18 protein-coding genes and 1 tRNA gene are annotated in these 21,259 nt (G+C 59.4%); 13 read left to right on the top strand and 6 right to left on the bottom strand.

Going from position 1 to position 21,259, the window contains the following annotated elements:
• Positions 1–135 precede the first annotated feature (135 nt).
• From LJD29_RS10755 to galE, 4 genes are all read right to left on the bottom strand, one after another.
• Positions 136–1,347 (bottom strand): S41 family peptidase, encoded by a 1,212-nt coding sequence (locus tag LJD29_RS10755; RefSeq protein WP_446745758.1) that lies wholly within the window; start codon positions 1,345–1,347, stop codon positions 136–138.
• Between the two features lie 169 nt (positions 1,348–1,516).
• Positions 1,517–1,593: transfer RNA gene (locus LJD29_RS10750), tRNA-Met, on the bottom strand.
• Positions 1,594–1,659: 66 nt separating this feature from the next.
• Entirely contained in the window at positions 1,660–2,262 is a 603-nt protein-coding gene (locus LJD29_RS10745) for a DUF421 domain-containing protein (protein WP_446745757.1), read from the bottom strand.
• A gap of 36 nt (positions 2,263–2,298) precedes the next feature.
• Positions 2,299–3,264: a UDP-glucose 4-epimerase GalE gene (galE, locus tag LJD29_RS10740; RefSeq protein ID WP_446745756.1), complete on the bottom strand. Its 966-nt coding sequence runs from the start codon at positions 3,262–3,264 to the stop codon at positions 2,299–2,301.
• A gap of 506 nt (positions 3,265–3,770) precedes the next feature.
• Between galE and LJD29_RS10735 the strand changes: the two genes are divergently transcribed.
• The 3 genes from LJD29_RS10735 (at position 3,771) to LJD29_RS10725 (ending at position 7,466) form a co-directional block, all read left to right on the top strand.
• Positions 3,771–4,847: an energy transducer TonB gene (locus tag LJD29_RS10735; RefSeq protein ID WP_446745755.1), complete on the top strand. Its 1,077-nt coding sequence runs from the start codon at positions 3,771–3,773 to the stop codon at positions 4,845–4,847.
• A 68-nt stretch (positions 4,848–4,915) separates the two neighbouring features.
• Complete coding sequence (locus tag LJD29_RS10730; RefSeq protein ID WP_446745754.1) at positions 4,916–6,745, top strand: M48 family metalloprotease; 1,830 nt, start codon at positions 4,916–4,918, stop codon at positions 6,743–6,745.
• A gap of 160 nt (positions 6,746–6,905) precedes the next feature.
• Positions 6,906–7,466, top strand: coding sequence for a porin family protein (locus LJD29_RS10725; RefSeq protein WP_446745753.1), 561 nt, complete (start codon positions 6,906–6,908; stop codon positions 7,464–7,466).
• A gap of 65 nt (positions 7,467–7,531) precedes the next feature.
• Here LJD29_RS10725 and LJD29_RS10720 read toward each other — a convergent pair whose 3' ends face one another.
• Positions 7,532–8,131 carry an acyloxyacyl hydrolase gene (locus LJD29_RS10720; protein WP_446745752.1) on the bottom strand — a complete coding sequence of 200 codons (600 nt, stop codon included), beginning with the start codon at positions 8,129–8,131 and terminating at the stop codon, positions 7,532–7,534.
• A 147-nt stretch (positions 8,132–8,278) separates the two neighbouring features.
• On the bottom strand, positions 8,279–9,202 hold the full coding sequence (locus LJD29_RS10715; RefSeq protein ID WP_446745751.1) for a LysR family transcriptional regulator: 924 nt from the start codon (positions 9,200–9,202) through the stop codon (positions 8,279–8,281).
• Positions 9,203–9,330: 128 nt separating this feature from the next.
• Between LJD29_RS10715 and LJD29_RS10710 the strand changes: the two genes are divergently transcribed.
• From LJD29_RS10710 to LJD29_RS10665, 10 genes are all read left to right on the top strand, one after another.
• Positions 9,331–10,500, top strand: coding sequence for a 2-isopropylmalate synthase (locus LJD29_RS10710; RefSeq protein WP_446745750.1), 1,170 nt, complete (start codon positions 9,331–9,333; stop codon positions 10,498–10,500).
• A 33-nt stretch (positions 10,501–10,533) separates the two neighbouring features.
• Positions 10,534–11,637, top strand: a complete 1,104-nt coding sequence (leuB, locus tag LJD29_RS10705; RefSeq protein WP_446745749.1) for a 3-isopropylmalate dehydrogenase — start codon at positions 10,534–10,536, stop codon at positions 11,635–11,637.
• A 121-nt stretch (positions 11,638–11,758) separates the two neighbouring features.
• Complete coding sequence (gene leuC / locus LJD29_RS10700) at positions 11,759–13,204, top strand: 3-isopropylmalate dehydratase large subunit (protein WP_446745748.1); 1,446 nt, start codon at positions 11,759–11,761, stop codon at positions 13,202–13,204.
• Positions 13,204–13,821, top strand: a complete 618-nt coding sequence (gene leuD / locus LJD29_RS10695) for a 3-isopropylmalate dehydratase small subunit (protein ID WP_446745747.1) — start codon at positions 13,204–13,206, stop codon at positions 13,819–13,821. The genes leuC and leuD overlap by 1 nt, the downstream gene beginning before the upstream one ends.
• A 3-nt stretch (positions 13,822–13,824) precedes the next feature.
• Positions 13,825–15,522 carry a dihydroxy-acid dehydratase gene (gene ilvD, locus LJD29_RS10690; protein WP_446745746.1) on the top strand — a complete coding sequence of 566 codons (1,698 nt, stop codon included), beginning with the start codon at positions 13,825–13,827 and terminating at the stop codon, positions 15,520–15,522.
• 37 nt (positions 15,523–15,559) lie between these two features.
• Positions 15,560–17,305: a biosynthetic-type acetolactate synthase large subunit gene (gene ilvB, locus LJD29_RS10685; RefSeq protein WP_446745745.1), complete on the top strand. Its 1,746-nt coding sequence runs from the start codon at positions 15,560–15,562 to the stop codon at positions 17,303–17,305.
• 2 nt (positions 17,306–17,307) lie between these two features.
• Positions 17,308–17,901: an acetolactate synthase small subunit gene (gene ilvN / locus LJD29_RS10680; RefSeq protein WP_446745744.1), complete on the top strand. Its 594-nt coding sequence runs from the start codon at positions 17,308–17,310 to the stop codon at positions 17,899–17,901.
• A 50-nt stretch (positions 17,902–17,951) separates the two neighbouring features.
• On the top strand, positions 17,952–18,989 hold the full coding sequence (gene ilvC / locus LJD29_RS10675; RefSeq protein WP_446745743.1) for a ketol-acid reductoisomerase: 1,038 nt from the start codon (positions 17,952–17,954) through the stop codon (positions 18,987–18,989).
• A gap of 171 nt (positions 18,990–19,160) precedes the next feature.
• Positions 19,161–19,538, top strand: coding sequence for a DUF4174 domain-containing protein (locus LJD29_RS10670; protein WP_446745742.1), 378 nt, complete (start codon positions 19,161–19,163; stop codon positions 19,536–19,538).
• 66 nt (positions 19,539–19,604) lie between these two features.
• Complete coding sequence (locus tag LJD29_RS10665) at positions 19,605–21,065, top strand: ATP-binding protein (protein WP_446745741.1); 1,461 nt, start codon at positions 19,605–19,607, stop codon at positions 21,063–21,065.
• The last annotated feature ends 194 nt before the right edge of the window (positions 21,066–21,259 follow it).

The following is a 21,259-nucleotide window of genomic DNA, read 5'->3' as shown; positions in this document are numbered from 1 at the left end:
CGGAGTCTTTTTTTTCGGCCGAGGGGACGCCGACGCCTTCTTTTTAGGAGAAGGCGTCTTTTGCGGATCGGCTGGGGGCTTCCAAGGTCCGCGTTGGGTCAAGCGTTCATCCGATGCGTGGGATTCAACGAGCGGCTAGGCGCTCTTTTGCTTAAGGACATCCAGGGCCTTATTCAACTGGTCATCCGGGTGCGGAGCCGCTTTTTCCTGCTCCTTTGCCCCTTCCGTGTCTTCGGAGGCGAGGAACTGGTCAATGCTTTCGCTCACCACAACATTCGGATTCACAGCCTCATCCTGGATCGGCTTGCCATCAGGACCGGCATACTTCGCAATCGAAAGGAAGATGGCGGCGCCGTCAGGCATTTCGATCGTCTTCTGGAGCACGCCTTCACCGAAGCTGCGATCGCCCACCACGTCACCACGCTTGTTTCCGAGGATCGCGGCGGCAGTAATCTCTGCCGCACCGGAGGTTCCATGGTTGATGAGCACAACCAGCGGTGCATCCGTGACGAAGTGCGACGGATCGGCGCTGAAAACCTGCTTGGGAAATTTCTGGCCCTGCAGCGTCGCGATGGTTCCTGTCTTCAGGAAGGCATTAGCCAGCTTCACACCCTGGGCCGGATCACCGTCCACGACATCGCGCAGGTCGAGCAGCACCTTCTTGTTTCCGCTCTTCTCCATCGACTTGAGACGGGCTTCGATCGCAGAAACACGCTCGGCAGTCAGAGCTGAAGGCTTTAAATAAAGAATGCTGGAGTTTTCGTACTGCTGTTCAGAAAGAGCGGGAATGGCCACCACTGTGCGGGTGAGCGTAACTTTCTGCGGCTCAGACTTTCCGGGACGCACTACCGAAAACGTGACTTCGCTGCCGGGTTTTCCTGCAAGCAGCTCCCGGGCCATGGCGGCCGAAGACGAGGACTTGCCATCGATGGATTCAATCAGGTCGCCATCGCTGATCTGTTCCTTGTCGGCCGGGCTGCCGGGCACGACGGAAACCACCATTAGAAATCCGGAGCGGCGCGAAAGCGTGATGCCTACCTGGGCCGTGCCGTCATTGCGGTGAGTCTTGTAGTCGGTATACTCCGCCGGGGTAAGGTAGCTCGAATCGGGATCGAGAGAATCCAGCAGGCCGTGGAGTGCGCCATCGGTCACATTCGAGATATTCGGCTCGGTAACGTAGTCGCTCTGGATCTTGTGCAGGACCTCCTCATAGAGGCCCATCTGGCGGTAAACGCCTTCGTTTTCCGCGTTGGCGGAAACATTCCGCGACAGCAGGCTGCCTGCAAATACCAGGGCGATCAGGGCAACGGATGCCCCGAAGATGACACGCTTAAAAGTCTTGGACATTCGGCAAACCGCCCTCTTGGAGCAACGGTGTGTCTATCATACTCCGTTCCGCTCATGGCGAAATCGGGCGGGCGATTCATGTTGCAGAAGTGAGGATCAGGATGCAACTTAAGGCAGGACCGGCTACGCGGGAACATCCGCCTGTTGCAGATCAGTGTTGTGTACACACTGGTGGCGGCGGACAGAATCGAACTGTCGACCTACGGGTTATGAGTCCGTCGCTCTAACCATCTGAGCTACGCCGCCAAAAGATATGGGAACAATTTCTTATGATACGGAGCATCTGAAGCGGGGTCAATGGCGCGTGCCCGCTCAGGCTGTCTTGTGTTCGCTCATCTGGTCGAGACGGGCGCGAATCGCCTTCATTTCCTCTCCCAGCGCGTCCAGGCGGGCCAGCAGTTCGCCCTGGCGCGAGTCCTCAGACGAGGGCTTGCGGCCTTCGATGTAGAAGCCTCCGTTCGGCTCAATCTCGCACCTCTCCACTTCATTGAACGTGTCGAAGCCCTGCCGGTGGATCACGGCCAGCAGCTCCTCTTCTGTCAGCAGCTCTTTCTTCAGCGCGACGTGGTCGACCATGCCATCGATGATCAATGTCCTCTCCATGCCTGTGAGCAGCTGATTCACCCGCGGAGCGCTGTAGAGGATTCGCACGACAAGCCAATTCACGCTCAGAAGCGTGATCGCCCCGATAATGCCCCCGGAAAGCGAGTTGTCATCGCCGATAATCGCGTTCTGCACCGTGTTCGACAGCGAAAGCAGAACGACCAGGTCGAAAGGATTGAGCTGCGCCAGTTCCCGTTTGCCGAAGACGCGTAGAAGCAGGATCAGCGCAAGATACACAACGATGGGCCGCACGATCTTTTCGAGCAGCGGCACAGGGAGGCTGAACATCTGGTGCAATGGCAGATGAAACATGCCTCCACTGTAGAGGAAATCGCGACGACCGTCGTCTTACCGGTACCGCAACTGGTGCCAGTCCCAGGCTGTCTGGACAATGCCGTCGAGTTCGGTGAACTCCGGTTTCCAGCCCAGCTCGCGGCCGATCTTTTCAGAACTCGCGATCAGCACCGCCGGGTCTCCTGGACGCCGAGGGCATTCTTCAACCCGGATGTCCTTGCCCGTCACCCTCCGCGCAGAATCCACCACCTCGCGGACGCTGAAGCCAGTTCCATTGCCGATGTTGTAGATAAGCCGGTCCTCGGTCTCGAGCTTTTCCATGGCGAGCAGGTGGGCACGGGCAAGATCGTGCACGTGGATGTAGTCGCGGATGCAGGTTCCGTCCGGCGTGGGATAGTCCTGCCCGAAGATCTTGATGCTCTCCCGGCGGCCCAGCGCTACGTCCAGAATCAGCGGAATGATGTGCGATTCAGGCTCATGCGCCTCACCCCGGCCCTTGATGGCGCCCGCCACGTTGAAGTAGCGCAGGCTGGCATAACGGAAGCCGTGGCTGCGATTGAGCCAGCCGAGCATCTGCTCGACCAGCAGCTTCGATTCTCCGTAAGCGTTGGTTGGGCGCAGAGGCGCGTCTTCGAGGATCGGCGTCGATTCCGGCTCACCGTAAACAGCCGCGGTCGAGGAAAACACCAGGCGATTGACGCCCGTCGCCAGCATGGCTTCGAACAGCGTCAGCGTCGAAGCGCTGTTATTCCGGAAATAGGCCTCGGGAATCTTCATGCTTTCGCCGGCCTCGATCAGCGCCGCGAAATTCATCACCCCGTCGATACCGCTGCCAAGCACTTTTTCGAGAAGAGGACGGTCGGAAATATCGCCCTCGACAAATTCAGCGCCTGCGGGAATCATCTCCCGGCGGGCGTGGCTCAGATTGTCATATACGACCACGTCGTGGCCGGAATCCATCAACAGGGTGGTAACCGTACCGCCTATATAGCCGGCTCCGCCGGTCACAAGAATTCGCACGAGAATCTCCTGAAAGCTGTCTTGATGTGATGGTTGGAAAACGGGCAACCGGAAACAGTGCGCCAACGTCGAATTAACCTACTACAGTCCACCGGAAATCCGGCGCAGTGAGCAGTATTTACACTGTAGGCAAAATTAACACGAAAGTAATGGTTACCTTTCAGGATAGGGCACCCTATAATCTAGAAAAGCGCTCATTACTTTGCTATTACTGTCGTTACGGTCAAATGTCCGAAACGCAGCCGGGTGAAAGTGACGAATAAATCGGCTCCCGCAAAACTGTCAAGTTTTGAGCTCCCACCGTCGACAGAAACAGCGATCGACGGACGATTGGCTACGCAACTTGTGTAACTTAGGTCGTCCCACCCCAGCCGAGCCGTGGATAGCAGGATTTCAGCATCTTATTTGGAATACAAAGTGCTTGTATTCACAGTGGATGTGTGTCTCCGCCTAAGTTGTGCGTCTAAGTACTAACAGTGGAATACAAGTGAGAATAATAAAGGTTTATGGCAAGCTCTCCTAAGAAGAACGCAGAGTTCGGTCTCCTGCCCGAGCCGGAAGGCCGTCTGGGCTCCTTTGGCGTCAGCATGGTCGCGAATATCGCGGTCGGCGCTCTGATCCTGCTCTTCGCCGCAGCACGTATTCATGAGGTAAAGGTTCGCAAGGAAAATACAGCCACGCTCATTTTTCCCCTTGAACAGCCCAAGCCCTATGTTCCCCCCGTCCCCAAGGTAAAAATTATCCCCCCGCCGCCTAAGGTGATCGAGCCACCGAAGCCGGTGATTCAGCCGCCCAAACCTGTCGTGGAACCGCCCAAGCCTGTCGAGGTAAAGGTTCCGACGCCAGAGCAGCCGAAGATAGCACCGGCTCCTCCCAAGGCCGTTACCCCGCCACCCCAGCCGAAGGTTGGACTCTTCAAGAGTCCGACTCCGACGCAGGTAGCAAACAACACCGCGCCTCCGAGCGTGAAGACCGGCGGCTTCGGCGATCCTTCCGGCGTGAAGCCGAACCCGAATGCCACCAAGGCCCCGACAGTGGCAGCGGTGGGTGCCTTCAATGCCGCTCCTGGCCCCAGCGCAGGAGCCGGAGCAGCCCGCCAGGGATCGGTCAAAGGCGTAGCCTTTGGATCGGGCGTAGCGAATGGCGTTCCGGGCGGTAAGGATACCCGTGGGACCGTAGCCTCGGCCGGGTTCTCGAACGGCGTAGTCGGCGGCACCGGAAAGCCCGGCGGCACTGGCCAGGTTGCTCAGGCCGGCTCCTTTGGAACTGGTTACGGCAGCGCGCCCGCCGCGCAACCGAAGGCGCAACAGGCGGCAGCCACGCCGATCGTTGTGCTCTCCAAGCCCCGCGCTACCTATACCGCCGAAGCCCGCCAGCTAAAGATCGAAGGCGATGTCACGCTGCAGGTTCGCTTCACGGCCGATGGTCATGTACAGGTTCTGCAGGTGCTCAGCGGGTTAGGACACGGGCTGGACCAGCAAGCCAGGAGTGTTGCGGAAGGAATACAGTTTAAACCGGCGACCCGTGACGGCCACCCCGTCGATCAAGTCACCGTAATTCACATTACCTTCCAGCTCGCGTAGCCGAAGGTACGTAGTTTTTAGATAACACCAAGCGATTCGATTTGAAGAGAACGATTAGGAGCCTGTAAATGTCTCTCCGCAAGCTTTGCACGATGGGTCTGGCGCTTACTCTCACCGTCAGCGCCGCATATGCCAAGAAGACCCCGAAGTATGTCCCCCCGGTACCCCTCACCCCGGCCCAGGCCGCTCTGATCGATAAGGCCGTCGGCCGCGAAAAGGATACGGTCAAGGCGATCCAGAAGAGCACCCCCGTGGTGCAGACATACATCCAGAACTATCGCCCCGACCAGAAGCTTCAGACGGTGCCGGTGTCGGATGAGTACATCGTCGCCCGCGTCGACTTCGGTAAGACCTTCACGGCAAACGCCTACCAGGCGAAGCCGGAAGGACGAGGCTTCTTCAAAGGCTCCATGAAGTTTCTCGGCGATCTGACCAAGAGCTTCCACATGAGCTACTCGGCTACCGGCTTCATGGACATGATGTTCATCGACCCGGTGGGCTTCGACCAGAAGCACTATGACTTCACTTATGTCCGGCGCGACTTCCTGGGCAGCGTCCGCACGCTGGTCTTCGACGTGCACCCGAAGCCCGGCCAGGGCACAGGCCGCTTCTTCGGCCGTATCTGGGTAGAAGATCAGGACGGCAACATTGTCCGCTTCAACGGCTCCTACACGGAAGGCCGGGACACGACGGAAGGCAGCCATTACTTCCACTTCGACAGCTGGCGTATGAACGTGCAGCCTGACGTCTGGCTCCCGAATGCCATCTACGTCGAAGAGACGCAGCAGAGCGAGTCGCCAAAGGCGACGGGCTTCCGCGCCCAGACCTATTTCTGGGGCTACTCCCTCAAACTGCCTACTCACGACTCGGATAACGCTTCGATCGAGGTCGATAATGCCCAGGATCAGAGTGATACGTCGACCGACGTCAGCCCTCTGCAGGCGCAGCGCGAGTGGGTTTCGCAGGCCGAGCAGAACGTGCTCGATCGCCTGACCCAGGCCGGCCTGCTGGCTCCGCCCAGCGATTTCGACAAGGTTCTCGAGACCGTTACCAACAACATCGTCATCGGCAACAAGCTTGAGCTGCCCTCGGATATTCATTGCCGTGTGCTGCTGACTACGCCGCTCGAATCGATTGCGATCGGCAATACCATCCTGCTGAGCAAGGGACTGATCGATACCCTCCCCTCGGAAGAGGATCTGGCGGCCGTCCTGAGCTTCCAGCTTGCCCACATCGTCCTCGGCCACCATATCGATACGCGTTTCGCCTTTAACGACCGCCTGCTCTTCCCTGACGAAGCGACATTCACCCGCTTCAACATGAACCACACTCCGCTCGACAACACGGAAGCCGCCAAGAAGGCGGTTGAGCTCTTCAACAACTCGGTCTATCACGATAAGGCGGCCAGCGTCGGTCTGTTCTTCGCGCAGTTGCAGGCGCGCCAGAAGCAGCTGCCGTACCTGTTGACGGCCCGCCTGGGCGATTCGCTGATCAAGGCTGACGGAACCCCCTGGCTGTCGGGTCTGACTCAGGGCGCTCCCAAGCTGAACATGGACGATCTGACACAGATCGCTGCCCTGCCTCTGAACAGCCACCTGCGCATCGATCCGTGGGACGACAAGGTCTACCAGCTGAACGTGCGGCCTGCTCCACTGCTCAATGCACGCGACAAGATGCCGTTTGAAGTGACTCCGGTCTACTTCCGCCTGCAGCGCTACCAGGCCCCGGCCGCGGCGCCTGCAGCAGCTCCGGCTAACACCCCGGCTGCTCCGGGAGCCCAGCCAGCTGACACGACTGGAGCCCCTGCAGCTCAACCGGCGGATACAAATGCGGCTCCGCAGGCCCAGCCCGCCGATACTACCCCGGCTCCGGCAAACCCTGGTCCCGGCGCCCGCTAAAAACTGACGAAAGACTGAGGCGTATCAGCATGTTAAGAGTTCCACGCCAGATGGAAATCGCATGATACGCCTCATTGAAAAAACTATTGAGTTGTGCCTTAACTCCCCTATGGATCGCATCTAGTTGATTGGAGAAGCGAACGTGATAAAGAAGATATTTTTGCTCAGCTTATTAGCAGCTCCCGCGTTGTATGGCCAGGTTGCCTCTTCGGCGAAGGGCGGTAATTCGACAGTTTGGGTCGGCGGCCAGGTGTCCAGCTTCAATCCGGACTATGGCAACGAAGATATCGCCGGAGTTGGTGTTTTTGCAGACTACAACATCACTCCAAAGCTGGGCATTGAGGGCCAGCTGCGCTGGCTGCACTGGCATAACGCCAACGACGGGCAGGAGACCCAGGATGACTACCTGGGAGGCGTAAAGTATCGTCTGCTTCGCTGGAACCGCTTCTCTCTGAACGGCAAGTTTCTGCTTGGCGGGGTATGGATCACCTATCCCTACTTCACTGATACCAAGATCAGCATGGGATCGGGAAGCTACTTCGCATACGCTCCGGGTGGCGACGTGGAATACCGCGCTTCAAAGCGCTGGGCGGTTCGCGCCGGATATCAATATCAGATTCTGCCCTCGGCTCCTGGCACAGCGTTTGGCGGAAACAGCAATGGACTCACTCCCCATGGTTTCGACGTCGGCGTGTCGTACCGGGTTCTAGGCGTTCGCTAAACGGAAGACGAGCAAAAGAGAAGGGCCGGGAATCTCCCGGCCCTTCTCTTTTGCTCGTCTTCCGTTTAGAAGTGGTACGCGACGCCGATCACCGGATCGTAGATGTTGAAGTAACGATTCGTCCTCAGGTCGGCCTGGTTGAAGCTGGGCGCCTTGAGAATGATGCCGCGGTAAGCCACGCGGATATCGAAGCTCGGGCTCAGCTCGTACGCGATGCCGCCGCCGTACAGCGCGCCGATGTTCGTGCTGCGGCTCAGGTTCTGGATCTGGGACTTCTGATCGTTGATCGGGTTGTAGGTGTAGCCGCCGATACCAGCTTCGAGGAACGGGTTGAAGTTCCGGAAGGTGAAGTTATAGACGTAAGCGCCCGAAACTTCCTGGAAGCGGTTGTGAACCAGCACATTGTTCGTGGGATTGATGTAGTGCTGAATTTCCTGGGCGTACTGGTAGTTCACCTCAAGGCCGCTGCGTGGGGTCAGCAGGTAACGATAGCTGGCAAGCAGCCCATAGCCCACTGTTGCATGCAGCTGAACGGCATTTTGCGACGTAAAAGGAGGGATGATTGCAGATCCGCTAACACTGACGTCCTGACGGCTCTCCTGCGCAAATCCGGCCACCGCCGTGAACGGCAGCAGCATTAACAACAGCAACAGACTCTTCTTCATTCGTTTCGTGAACCTCGGCCCATGGTTCCGGGCAAATTCGCCTCAAACGGCGCATCAAGTTGATTGAGGCCGGAGGTTTTCCAGCCTGCTTTCGCAATTGTACCTGTCGAAAGGCGATTCGACAGCTATCCCATGGACGTAGTTCGCTTAAACTTCGGTAGCAGGCAGGTATTGAAAGGGCGTTCCCCGCTCCTTGGCAAAGGACTGGACGGTTTTCAGGAAGGCCAGGGCGGCATGCGAGAGTGTCGCGTGACGCCGATGAATCAGCAGCAATTGCCGGTCAATTTCCAGATCCGTCACATGCACCTGCACCAGGTCGCCGCGTTTCAGCTCGTCCTGCACCGAGAGCCCCGGCGCGAAGGCCACGCCATTTCCCATGGCTACAAAGCGCTTGATCGCCTCCAGGCTGGGGAGCTCGACATGCATATTGAGTGGCGTCTTATGCTTCGCAAAGAGATCGATCACGCCCCGTCGCAACGGTGAAACGACATTGTGAGCAATGAAACTCTCCGCCCCCAGATCGCGGATCGCGACCTCCTTTTCCCTGGCCAGAGGATGCTTCGGGTTCACCACGAAGACAACCGGGTCGGTATACACCGCGATTTTGACAAAATGATCGCCCTCCGGCGCAAAGGTGACGATGCCCATTTCGACAGAGCGGTCGAGAATCTGGTCGGGAATCCGGCTGGCCAGTGACCGCTGCGCCACCACGCTGATATGCGGGCTGCGACGGCGAAATTCGTCGAGCACCGGCAGCAGGTAGAGACAGGTATATTCGTTGGCTGCCAGTTGCAGATGCCCGCGCTCGAGTGAACGGAGCTCTTCGAGAGCCGAGGATGCCTCGCCGCGCAGCTTCAGCAGCCGCCGGGCGTAGTCACACAGCAGCGTTCCGGCGGCCGTAAGCGTTCCGTCGCGGGAGCTCCTTTCAAACAGCGGCTCACCGATCTCATCTTCCAGCCGGCGAATCACATGGCTGACAGCGGGCTGCGTGCGGCGGAGGCGTACCGCGGCGCGGGAAAATCCTCTTTCCTCAACAACTGCAAGAAACGTCTCCAGCTGTGCCAAATCCATAAGCGAATACCCAGGCAATATTTTGCCGAGGAGCGATTATTACATTTTTATATCGAATTGCAAAAAATTATAAATTTGAATAATGCAAGGGTATTTGGCAGACTTTCCATAGCAGGAGTATTTTTCGAATGGCTCAAGACCACGTCTATTTCTTCGATACCACGCTGCGCGACGGTGAACAGTCTCCGGGTTGCAGCATGACCCAGCCAGAAAAGCTGGCCATGGCCCACTCCCTGGCTGATCTTGGCGTGGATATCCTGGAAGCAGGTTTTGCGATCGCCTCAGAGGGCGATTTTGCGTCGATCCAGAAGATCGCCGAAGAGGTGAGCGGCCCCACGATCGCTTCGCTGGCCCGCGCACGCGAAGAGGACATCGAGCGCGCCATCCAGGCGCTGGACAAGGCCAAGAAAAAGCGTCTTCACGTTTTTCTGGCCAGCTCCGATCTGCACCTCGAATACAAGCTTAAAATCAGCCGCGACGAGGCCATCGACCGGATCGGCAAATCGATCACGCAGGCCAAAGGCCGGGTCGACGAGATCGAGTTTTCTCCCGAAGACGCAACGCGTACCGATCCTGCGTACCTGCGCAAGGTCGTTGCGACGGCGATTGAAGCCGGCGCGACCATCATCAACCTGCCCGACACGGTCGGTTTCTCCATGCCCAGCGAATACGCTGCGATGTTCCGCATGATTCGCGAGCAGGTGCCCGGCGCGGACAAAATCATTCTTTCGGCCCATACCCATGACGACCTAGGCCTGGCCACGGCCAACGCCCTTGCCGCAATCGAAGGCGGAGCCCGCCAGGTGGAGGTCGCCGTGAATGGCATCGGCGAACGTGCTGGCAATGCAGCCCTTGAAGAAGTCGCCGTCGCGCTGCGCGTGCGCGCGGAATACTTCAAGGTCGAGCACCAGCTGAAGATCGACAAGCTGTACCCGGTCAGCCAGCAGCTGAGCAGCTTCATCAGCTTTGGACCCGCTCCGAATAAAGCCATTGTCGGCAACAACGCGTTTGCCCATGAAGCCGGAATTCATCAGCACGGCATGCTGGCCAATCCGCTGACTTACGAGATCATCACCCCGGCCTCGGTGGGCGCGCCGGCCAAGCCGCTGGTGCTGGGTAAGCACTCCGGCCGTCACGCGCTGCGCTCGCGCCTGGAAGAGCTGGGTTACAAGCTCAACGCGGATGAGCTGAACGCCGCCTATCACGCGTTCACGGCGCTGGCCGACCGCAAGAAGGCAATCTATGACCAGGACCTCGTCAATCTTGTCGATAACGGCGTCCTGGCCCCGGCGAAGTAAGATTCGTTTCCCTCAACCTGATCTGGAGAAAGTATGAAGCTGAAGGTATTGGTGGTCGCCGGCGACGGCATCGGCCCGGAAGTTACAGGCGAAGCCGTCCGCGTTTTGAAAACCGTTGCCGAGCTCGGCGGCCACGACTTCGAGTTCCGCGAGGCGCTGATCGGCGGAGCGGCCATCAAGGCGGAAGGCACTCCACTGCCTGCGTCTACACTCGAAGCCGCGCTGGAGAGCGATGCCGTACTGCTGGGCGCAGTCGGCAGCAACGAGTTCAATGCCCTGCCCCCCAGCGAACGTCCCGAAGCCGGCCTGCTGAAGATTCGCAAGGAGCTCGGAGGCTACGGCAACCTGCGTCCGGCGTTTGCGTGGCCCTCGCTGGCCGTCAACTCGCCGCTGAAGCCTGAAGTGACCGAAGGCGCGGACATCATCTTTGTGCGCGAGCTGCTCGGCGGACTCTACTTCGGCCAGCCTCGCGAATGGAACCGCGAAACGAACGCGGCCTTCAACACCATGCGCTACACGAAAGATGAAATCGTGCGCGTAGCCCGAGTGGCCTTCGAACTGGCCGGCACGCGCCGCCAGAAGGTCACCTCGGTCGATAAGGCCAACGTTCTCGAAACCTCGCAGCTGTGGCGCGCGACCGTAACCGAAGTCGCCAAGGATTATCCAGGCATCGCTCTCGACCACCAGTACGTCGATTCGTTTGCCATGCACCTGATGAACATTCCGCGCAACTTCGACGTCGTGCTGACCGAAAATCTCTTCGGCGACATTCTCTCCGACGAAGCCGCAGTCATCACCGGATCGCTCGGCATGCTGCCGTCGGCGACCGTCGGCGGCAAGGTCAACCTTTATGAGCCGGTTCATGGCTCGGCTCCGGATATTGCAGGCAAGGGCCTTGCGAATCCGCTGGGCGCGATCCTTACCGGAGCGATGCTGCTGCGCCACTCCGCCGGCCTCGAGCAGGATGCGCAGGCGATTGAAGCCTCGGTCCGCAAGGTACTTGAAGACGGCTATCGCACCGCTGACCTCGTCCGCGGCGAGAGCAAGCAGAAGCTGACGACGCAGGAGATGGGACGCAAGGTACACGAAGCGCTGAACGAAATCATCGACCGCCGCCAATCCCTACACGCCGTCTAGGACTGGCCGTCCAGGCATCCGCGCCTTTGGCGCCGGGTACAGCGGCATCATCAGCCTGAGTGGCTGCGCCTTTGGCGCAGGTTGAGATTAAAAGCATTTGTATTCGCTGGAGTTACATATTATGTCTACACCGAAAACACTGTTCGAGAAGGTCTGGGAATCGCACCTCGTTGCCGAGCCGCCGAATGAACCGGCGCTGCTTTACATCGACCTTCACCTTGTTCACGAAGTGACATCGCCACAGGCCTTTGAAGGCCTGCGCATCGCGGGCCGCAAGCTGCGCCGCGCAGATCGCACCGTGGCGACGGTCGACCATAACGTTCCCACGACGAAGAACCGCCTCATCATCGAAGACGCTATCGCCGCCAAGCAGATCGACACGCTGCGCAAGAACTGCGCCGACTTCGGTGTCGAGCTTTACGACGTGCAGTCTCCGAACCAGGGCATCGTGCATGTCATCGGACCCGAACTTGGGCTGACCAAGCCGGGCATGACCATCGTCTGCGGCGATTCGCACACCTCGACCCACGGCGCGTTTGGCGCACTGGCCTTCGGCATCGGCACCTCCGAGGTCGAGCACGTGATGGCCACGCAGTGCCTGCCGCAGTCGAAGGCGAAGAGCTTCCGCATTGCCGTCGAAGGCGAACTGCCCGACGGAGTGACCGCGAAGGACGTCGCGCTTGGCATTATCGGGCGCATCGGCACCGACGGCGCGACCGGTTGCGTGATTGAGTTTGCAGGCTCGGCCATTCGTTCGCTGTCGATGGAAGGCCGCATGACGATCTGCAACATGAGCATCGAGGCCGGCGCGCGCGCTGGCATGATCGCCCCTGACCAGATCACCTTCGATTACCTCAAGGGCCGCAAGTTTGCTCCACAGGGCGAGGCGTGGGACAAGGCTGTTGCCGAGTGGTCGCAGCTGGCTTCCGACCCCGGAGCGAAGTATGACCGCGAGTTGATTATTCCCGCGATTGAACTGGCTCCTTATGTCACCTGGGGCACTAGCCCAGGCATGGTGATTCCTGTAACCGAGACGGTTCCGAATCCCGCGAACGCGCAGTCTGATGCGGACCGTCGCGGCTTCGAGCGCGCGCTCGAATACATGGATCTGCAGGCCGGTACACCGATTGAAGAAGTCACCATCGATCGTGTCTTCATCGGCTCCTGCACCAATTCGCGCATTGAAGATCTGCGCGCGGCTGCGAAGGTTGTGCTGGGTCATCATGTCAATGCGAAGGTTCACGCCATGGTTGTTCCAGGCTCGCAGCTGGTGAAGGCGCAGGCGGAACAGGAAGGCCTGGACCACATCTTTCTCGAAGCAGGTTTTGAGTGGCGCGAGCCCGGCTGCTCGATGTGCCTGGGCATGAATCCGGACACACTGAAGCCCGGCGAGCGTTGCGCCTCGACCAGCAATCGCAACTTCGAAGGCCGCCAGGGCGCGGGCAGCCGCACGCACCTGGTAAGCCCGATGATGGCCGCTGCTGCTGCCATCACGGGGCACTTCACCGATGTGCGCACCTGGGAATTCAAGACGGCGGAATTCAAGAAGGCGGAGGTACTGGTCTAATGCAGGCATTTCGCACACTTACTTCAAAGGTTGTTCCTCTCGACCGCGTCAATGTCGATACCGACCAGATCATTCCGAAGCAGTTTCTCAAGCGCATCGAGCGCACCGGCTATGGAGATTTCCTCTTCTTCGACTGGCGCAAGGATGCGAACTTCGAGCTGAACCAGCAGCGCTACAAGGGCGGAGAGATCCTCGTTGCCGGTAAGAACTTCGGTTGCGGATCTTCGCGCGAACATGCGGCCTGGGCGCTGAGCGACTATGGATTCCGCTGCGTGATCGCTCCGACCTTCGCCGATATCTTCCACTCGAACGCGGGCAAGAACGGCATCCTGCTGGTCAAGCTGCCGGAAGAGCAGGTACAGCTTCTGCTGGATCGGGCGGCCGCGAACGAAGGCTACACTCTCAGCGTTTCTCTCGAAGAAAACACGATCAAGGACGACCAGGGTTTCTCTGCGTCATTTGAGATCGATCCCTTCCGCCGTTACTGCCTGCTCGAAGGACTCGATGACATCGGCCTTACGTTGCGTCACGCCGCGGCCCTTGACACGTATGAACAGCAGCACGATGCCGCCTTCTGGGTGAAGCCCCGTCCGGCATCTGCAACGGAGACTTTGTAAGCGATGAGTTCGAACGAGAGCAACGGAAGCCATAATCCGAAGAAGTACAGCGTGCCTTTGACCGAAGGCCCGAACCGCGCGGCCGCGCGCTCCTACCTGCGCGGCGTTGGCTTCTCGAAGGAAGACCTACACAAGCCGATCATCGGCATTGCGAATACCTGGACCGAGATCGGTCCCTGCAACTTCCACCTGCGCGATATCGCCGAGGCTGTAAAGCAGGGCATCCGCGAAGCAGGTGGCACGCCGATGGAGTTCAACACCATCACTATCTCCGACGGCATCACCATGGGCACGGAAGGCATGAAGGCTTCGCTGATCAGCCGCGAAGTGATTGCCGACTCGGTGGAACTGGTCGCACGTGGCAACCTCTTCGACGGCCTCGTCGCCATTGCCGGCTGCGACAAGAACATGCCCGGGACCGTGATGGCTCTGGCTCGTCTCGATATCCCTTCGCTGATGGTCTACGGCGGCTCGATCAAGCCGGGCAAGCTGAACGGCGTCGATATCACCATTCAAAACGTCTTCGAGGCTATCGGATCGCACGCTGCAGGCAAGCTTGACGATGCAGGGCTCGAAGCAGTTGAAGCCGCGGCCTGTCCTACGGCTGGTGCATGCGGCGGCCAGTTCACGGCGAACACCATGGCCATGGCCTGCGAGTTCCTCGGCATATCACCGATCGGTCTCTCGGGCGTTCCGGCCTTTCTGCCGGAGAAGCTCGAATCCGCGCGCGAAGCAGGACGCCTCATCATGCAGGCGGCGCGCAACGACCTGCGCCCCAGCAAGCTCATCACTCCGCAGTCCATCGAGACGGCTATCGCATCGGTTGCTGCTTCCGGCGGTTCGACCAATGCCGTGCTGCACTTCCTCGCCATCGCGCATGAGATGGGAATCAAGCTCGACATCGACGACTTCGACCGCATCAGCAACCGTACTCCTCTACTCTGCGATCTGAAGCCGGGCGGCAATTATGTTGCCGTTGACTACTACGAGGCAGGCGGCAGCCGTCTGCTGGCCAAGCGCCTGATCGAGGCCGGACTCATCGACGGCTCGCTGCCCAACGTCACCGGCAAGACGCTTGCCGAGGAAGCTGCGCTCGCCGTCGAGACGCCGGGCCAGCCTGTCATCCATACGCTCGAGAACGCGATCAAGCCGACAGGCGGACTCGTGATCCTCAAGGGCAATCTTGCTCCCGAAGGCTGCGTCATCAAGGTCGCCGGACACAAGCGTCTTGAGCATCGTGGACCGGCACGCGTCTTCGACGCCGAGCAGGATGCATTCCACGCCGTCGAGTCGGGCCAGATCAAGCCGAACGATGTGATCGTAATTCGCTACGAAGGCCCCAAGGGTGGTCCGGGCATGCGCGAGATGCTGCAGGTTACGGCTGCCGTTGCCGGCATTCCTGAGCTGAGCGAGACGGTTGCCCTGCTGACCGACGGACGCTTCTCCGGAGCCACGCGCGGCCTGATGGCCGGCCACGTTGCACCGGAAGCTGTCGATGCCGGCCCAATCGCCGCGGTACGCGAAGGCGACATGATCCACTTCGATATTCCGAACCGCAAGCTCGATGTTGAGGTCTCGGACGCAGTGCTGGCAGAGCGCATGAAGGACTGGAAGAAGCCCGAGCCGCGTTACAAGAGCGGCGTCTTCCGCAAGTACATCAACACTGTTTCCTCCGCTGCACAGGGCGCGGTGACGAACTAAATATCGTTTCTTCCTGGTTTGTTAAAGGAGCACTGAGATGGGTGAAGAAAAGTCCACCGGTACACGTTTAACCGGATCCGAAATCCTCTGGGCCACGCTTGCAGCCGAAGGCGTGACCGAGGTCTTCGGATATCCGGGTGGCGCGATCCTGCCTGTTTATGACGCGCTGCGCAAGTTTCCGATCCGCCATATTCTTGTCCGCCATGAGCAGGGTGCTTCGCACATGGCTGACGGCTATGCGCGTGCTTCGGGCAAGGTCGGCGTCGCCATCGCTACCTCTGGCCCTGGCGCGACCAATCTCGTGACCGGCATCGCCACGGCCATGCTCGACTCGATTCCGATGCTCTGCATCACGGGACAGGTTTCGAGCAAGGCGCTTGGCACCGATGCCTTCCAGGAAGTCGATATCACCGGCATCACGCTGCCTGTGACCAAGCAGAACTACATGGTCACGCGTCCGGAAGATGTTGCATCGACGATTCGCAAAGCCATGCAGGTGGCCCGCTCGGGCCGTCCTGGACCGGTGCTGGTCGACTTCACCAAGGACGCGCAGCAGGCGTCGGCGCTCTTCGATTTCGAAGCTGCCGCTCCCGATGCCTATCGTCCGCATCCCATGCTCGGCTTCGAGGATGAGTCCATTCTCAAGGCCGCGGAGATGATCCGCTCGGCGAAGCGTCCTGTGATTCTCGCTGGTCACGGCATCATTCAGTCGGGTGCACGCGAGCAGGTGCTGGCGCTGGTCGAACGGCTGCAGATTCCGGTGGCGACCACGCTGCTGGGGCTTGGCGGCTTCCCTGCCTCGCATCCGCTGGCACTGGGCATGATGGGCATGCACGGCGAGGCGTGGGTCAACCATGCCATCCAGCAATCGGATCTGCTGATTGCCTGCGGTATGCGCTTCGATGATCGCGTAACCGGCTCGCTCTCGACCTATGCCGTGAACGCGAAGAAGATTCACATCGAGATCGATCCGGCGGAGATCAACAAGAACGTCAAGGTCGATGTTGCGCTGATCGGCGACCTCGCGGAAGTATTGGAGCAACTGCTGCCGCATCTGAGCCCGCGCAATACCGGCAAGTCGGAATGGCTGACGGAGATCGACGCGACGAAGGGCGATTGCGCGGTGAAGGACATTCAGAACCTGCCCGACACCGGCCATCTCTATGCCGCGCACGTCATGCACGACCTGTGGCACGCGACTGATGGCAAGGCCATTGTCGCGACTGATGTGGGTCAGCACCAGATGTGGGAGGCGCAGTATTACAAGCACGAAGATCCTCGCACGTTGATTACCTCCGGCGGACTCGGCACCATGGGCTTTGCTTTGCCCGCAGGCATCGGCGCGAAGGTTGCGTGCCCGGAGAAGGAAGTCTGGATCATCGCCGGTGACGGCGGCTTCCAGATGACCGCATCCGAGCTTTCGACGATTGCACAGGAGAACCTCGACATCAACATCGCCATCGTGAACAACGGCTATCTCGGCATGGTTCGGCAGTGGCAGGAGTTCTTCTATGACAAGAACTACCAGTCGTCGCCGATCCTCAGCCCGGACTTTGCGAAGCTGGCGGAAGCGCATGGGATTTCCGGAGCCACGGTGCGCACGCGCACCGAAGCTGTGGAGGCCATCAAGACAGCGCGCGCGCACAAGGGACCGTTCCTGATCAACTTCCTGGTGGAGAAGGAAGATTCCGTCTATCCGATGATTCCGGCTGGTTCTGCTCTGCACGAGATGATCCGCAGACCCGAGAAGAATCCGCTGATCGAAACCGCACAGGACGTTTAAGTATGCTGCTTACATTTGTTGCCATCGTGGAAGACAAGCCAGGCGTGCTGACGCGCGTGGCTTCCCTCTTCCGCCGCCTGAACGTCAACATTGTCTCTCTCACAGTGGGGCGCTCGGAGAAGAACGGCGTCTCGCGCATGACCATCGTCTCCGATGCATCGCCGACTGCCGGCCATCGCATCATGGCCAGCCTTTACAAGCTCGAAGACGTCCTGCAGGTGGATGACGTCAGCGCGCACTCGAGCGTAACGCGCGAGCTTGCGCTGATCAAAGTAGCCGCGACCCCGAAGACGCGCTCGCATATCTTCGAACTTGCAGAAGTCTTTCGCGCGCGCATCGTCGATCTTGCACCCGAGTCGCTGATGATCGAGATCACCGGTGTCGAAAGCAAGATTGAGGGCCTTATCCAGGTGCTCAACGAGAGCGAGGATCGTATTCTCGAAGTTTCGCGCACCGGCAAGATGGTGATGCGGCGTGGACAGCACACCAGCCGCGTGCTTGACGCCATGCGCGTACCGCTGAAGGAATCCGAAGTTGAGACGGTTTCTCCCGACGACGACGCGATCGTTGACGAAGAAGCAAAGTTGCCCCAATAGGATCTGTCCTTAAACCAGAAATTCAACCAACGAAGAGAAGAGGAAGAAGAATGGCAAAGACTTATCACGATCAGGATGCCGACCTTTCGATCATCCAGAAGAAGAAGGTAGCCATTATCGGCTACGGCTCGCAGGGCCACGCACACGCGCTGAACCTGAAGGATTCGGGCGTTGAGGTGCACGTAGGACTCGCAGCCAACAGCAAGTCGATCGACAAGGCGAAGAATGCCGGCCTGGTGGTCCAGTCCATCGCCGATGCCGCTGCATGGGCCGATGTCATCATGATCCTCACGCCGGATCACACACAGGCTGACACCTACAAGGCCGAGATCGCGCAGCACCTGACCGAGGGCAAGACCCTGATGTTTGCGCACGGCTTCAACATCCGCTTCGGCTTCATCGATCCGCCGAAGAACGTTGACGTTTCGCTCGTTGCTCCCAAGTCGCCGGGCCATCGCGTGCGCGAAGTCTTCACCGAGGGCGGCGGCGTTCCGGGCCTGGTAGCCGTTCACCAGAACCACTCGGGCAAGGCGCTTGAGCTGGCGCTCTCCTATGCCAAGGCCATCGGCTGCACCCGTGCGGGCGTGCTCGAGACCAACTTCTCTGAAGAGACCGAGACCGATCTCTTTGGCGAGCAGGCTGTTCTCTGCGGCGGCACTGCGGAGCTGGTCAAGGCTGGCTTTGAGACTCTGGTCGAGGCTGGCTATCAGCCTGAGATTGCTTACTTCGAGTGCCTGCATGAGCTGAAGCTGATCGTCGACCTGATGTACCGCGGCGGACTGGCCTTCATGCGCTACTCCATCTCGGACACGGCCGAGTACGGCGACTACACCGCAGGCCCGCGCATTGTGACCGAGCAGACCCGCGCCGAGATGAAGAAGCTCCTGAAGGAAATTCAGGATGGCGTCTTCGCCAAGAAGTTCATGGAAGAGAACAAGACCGGCCGCAAGTTCTTCACCGAGATCCGCAAGACCGAAGCCGAGCACCCGATCGAAAAGGTCGGCAACACGCTGCGCGCCGCAATGCCCTTCCTCGACCCGGTCGAGATCAAGGACGGCAAGCCGCAGACCAACCTCGTTACGGCCTAGTGAATCCTCTAACCTGCATGCAGGCCGCGGGCATCTTCTGCCGCGGCCATGTGTGTCTATAGCTCTATGAATCGTCTGTTGCTCCTTATCGCGTTCGCACTCTGTTCCGCTGTTACTGCCCAGGGTCAGGCTGGCTCGAATTGCCAGGTGCGCCCTAGATCGCTTGCGGCGATGCGACATTGCTACCGTCCGCTGCTGGTCTTCAGTCCAAGCGGTAGTGATCCCAGATTGAAGGAGCAGACGAAGCTTCTCGACGAAGCCGCAGACGACATGATGGACCGGTTCGTGATGCTGACCCCGGTGGTTCCCGATGCGCGGCGTTATGCAACACCGCTCGATACGCCCTATGCCGTTCTCAGCGCGAAAGAGATGGCAGCGATTCGCGAACACTTTCATATTCCAGTTACCAGCTTTACCGCGCTGCTGCTCGACGAGGATGGCAGCGAGGTCGTACGCAGCGACAAGCCCATTGGAGTGACGCGGTTGAATGCGAGAATCGACGTCATGCCGCGACGCAAGATCGAAGAACAGCGTAAGGACGCTTATTAGTTTCCGCCAGTCACAATTCTCAGGCGCGTCATCCGCCCCTGATACCATGACGAAAGAGGCCGGTTTATGAGCACTACTAGTTCAACCCCTACGCTGGACTCGGCTGATCGCAACCACACACCGGGTCCCACCCCTTTGCCAGAGATCGTCGATGCGCTGAAGCGCGTACCGCCCCTGCAGGGCATGGATGAGTGCGAGTTCGAGTGGCTCGCAACCCACGGCACAGAACGCTTCATTCCCGCAGGCACAGTCGTCTTTCGCGAAGGCGACCCTGCGGAGACCATGACCATTCTGCTGCGCGGCGAAGTTCATGTACGCCGGGAACACTCCGGTCCATCCGCTCTCTTCATCGGCCGCACTGCCATGATCACCGGGCTGCTGCCCTTTTCGCGCATGAAAACCTACGGCGGCCAGGGCCAGATCATTACCGATGCCTGGGCGCTCGAATTTCCGCGCGAGATGTTTCCGGAGATGCTGAAGGCGGTTCCGTCGCTGGGAGGCCGCTGCGTTTCGGTCCTGCTCGATCGCGTCCGCGAGGTCACGCGCCTTGAACAGCAGTCAGAGAAGCTCTCGGCGCTCGGCAAGCTCGCCGGCAATCTTGCGCACGAAATGAACAATCCAGCCTCGGCGGCCCAGCGCGCGGCTTCAGGACTGCTCGATGAGCTGCGCGTATACGGACGCGAGAAGTTCCGTCTTGGCGCACTCTGTCTCGACGAAAAGCACATGCTTGAAGTGCGCGACTGGCAGGAAGCCGTCCGCCAGAAGGCGCAGAAAGCACCTCCGGATCCTGCCAACTTTGCGACAGCGGAAGACAGCATTTTGACCTGGCTCAAGGCACATGGCGTTCAGGAAACCTGGAAGATTTCTCCGGAGCTCGCCGAACTTGGCGTCACCGCTGAAGATCTCGAGCCGATAGGGAAAGTCCTCGATCCCGAAACGCTCCCGGTCGTGTTGGGACAGTTTGCGTCTTCTGTTCGCGCGGAACGCATCGCCGAAGCCATGCTCGACTCGACCGCACGCATCTTCGACCTGATTCGCGCCATAAAGGATTACTCCTACATGGACCAGGCGCCGATCCAGGAGGTCGATGTGCCCAAGGCGCTCGACAACACGATCACCATGCTGCAATCGCGGCTGGCGCACGTGGAGATCGAACGCCGGTATGCCAATGACATCCCTGCCATCTCCGCTTACGGAAGCGAGCTGAGCCAGGTGTGGATGGCGCTGCTCGAAAACGCCCTCGATGCCATTCAAGACCACGGCAAAATCACACTGCGCGTGCATCTCTCCGGTGAAATGGTAGTTATCGAGGTTTGGGATAACGGCCCTGGCATCCCTGATTCTCTCAAGGACCGTATCTTCGAGCCGTTCTTCACCACCAAGGCTCCGGGCAGCGGACTAGGACTCGGCCTTGACACGGTGCAGCGCGTGATACGGCGCCATCGCGGCTTTGTGACCGTCGTATCCGTACCGGGAGAAACCTGCTTCCAGATACGCCTGCCACTGGTGCAGCTACAAGCGTATTGAACTAGAAGCAGCTGAGAAGCGGACAGCGCAGAAACGGCCGGTGGTGATGTTCAGCCCGGAACCGATTCACGCTAACCGGTTCCGGGCTGGCTGTTTCTTAGCTGATCGGTTTTGCGCTGACTGGTTCTTCGCTGCAACGAACTCGGTAGCGTGGGGGCTTCAGCCCCCACGAGTTTCGTCCAGCCGCAAAAGCG

Origin of the sequence: Silvibacterium acidisoli (assembly GCA_022870745.1) — a bacterium.
Lineage (GTDB): Bacteria > Acidobacteriota > Terriglobia > Terriglobales > Acidobacteriaceae > Silvibacterium.
Note: the sequence above shows the minus strand (reverse complement) of the source record. Positions and strands in the feature narration are given on the sequence as shown.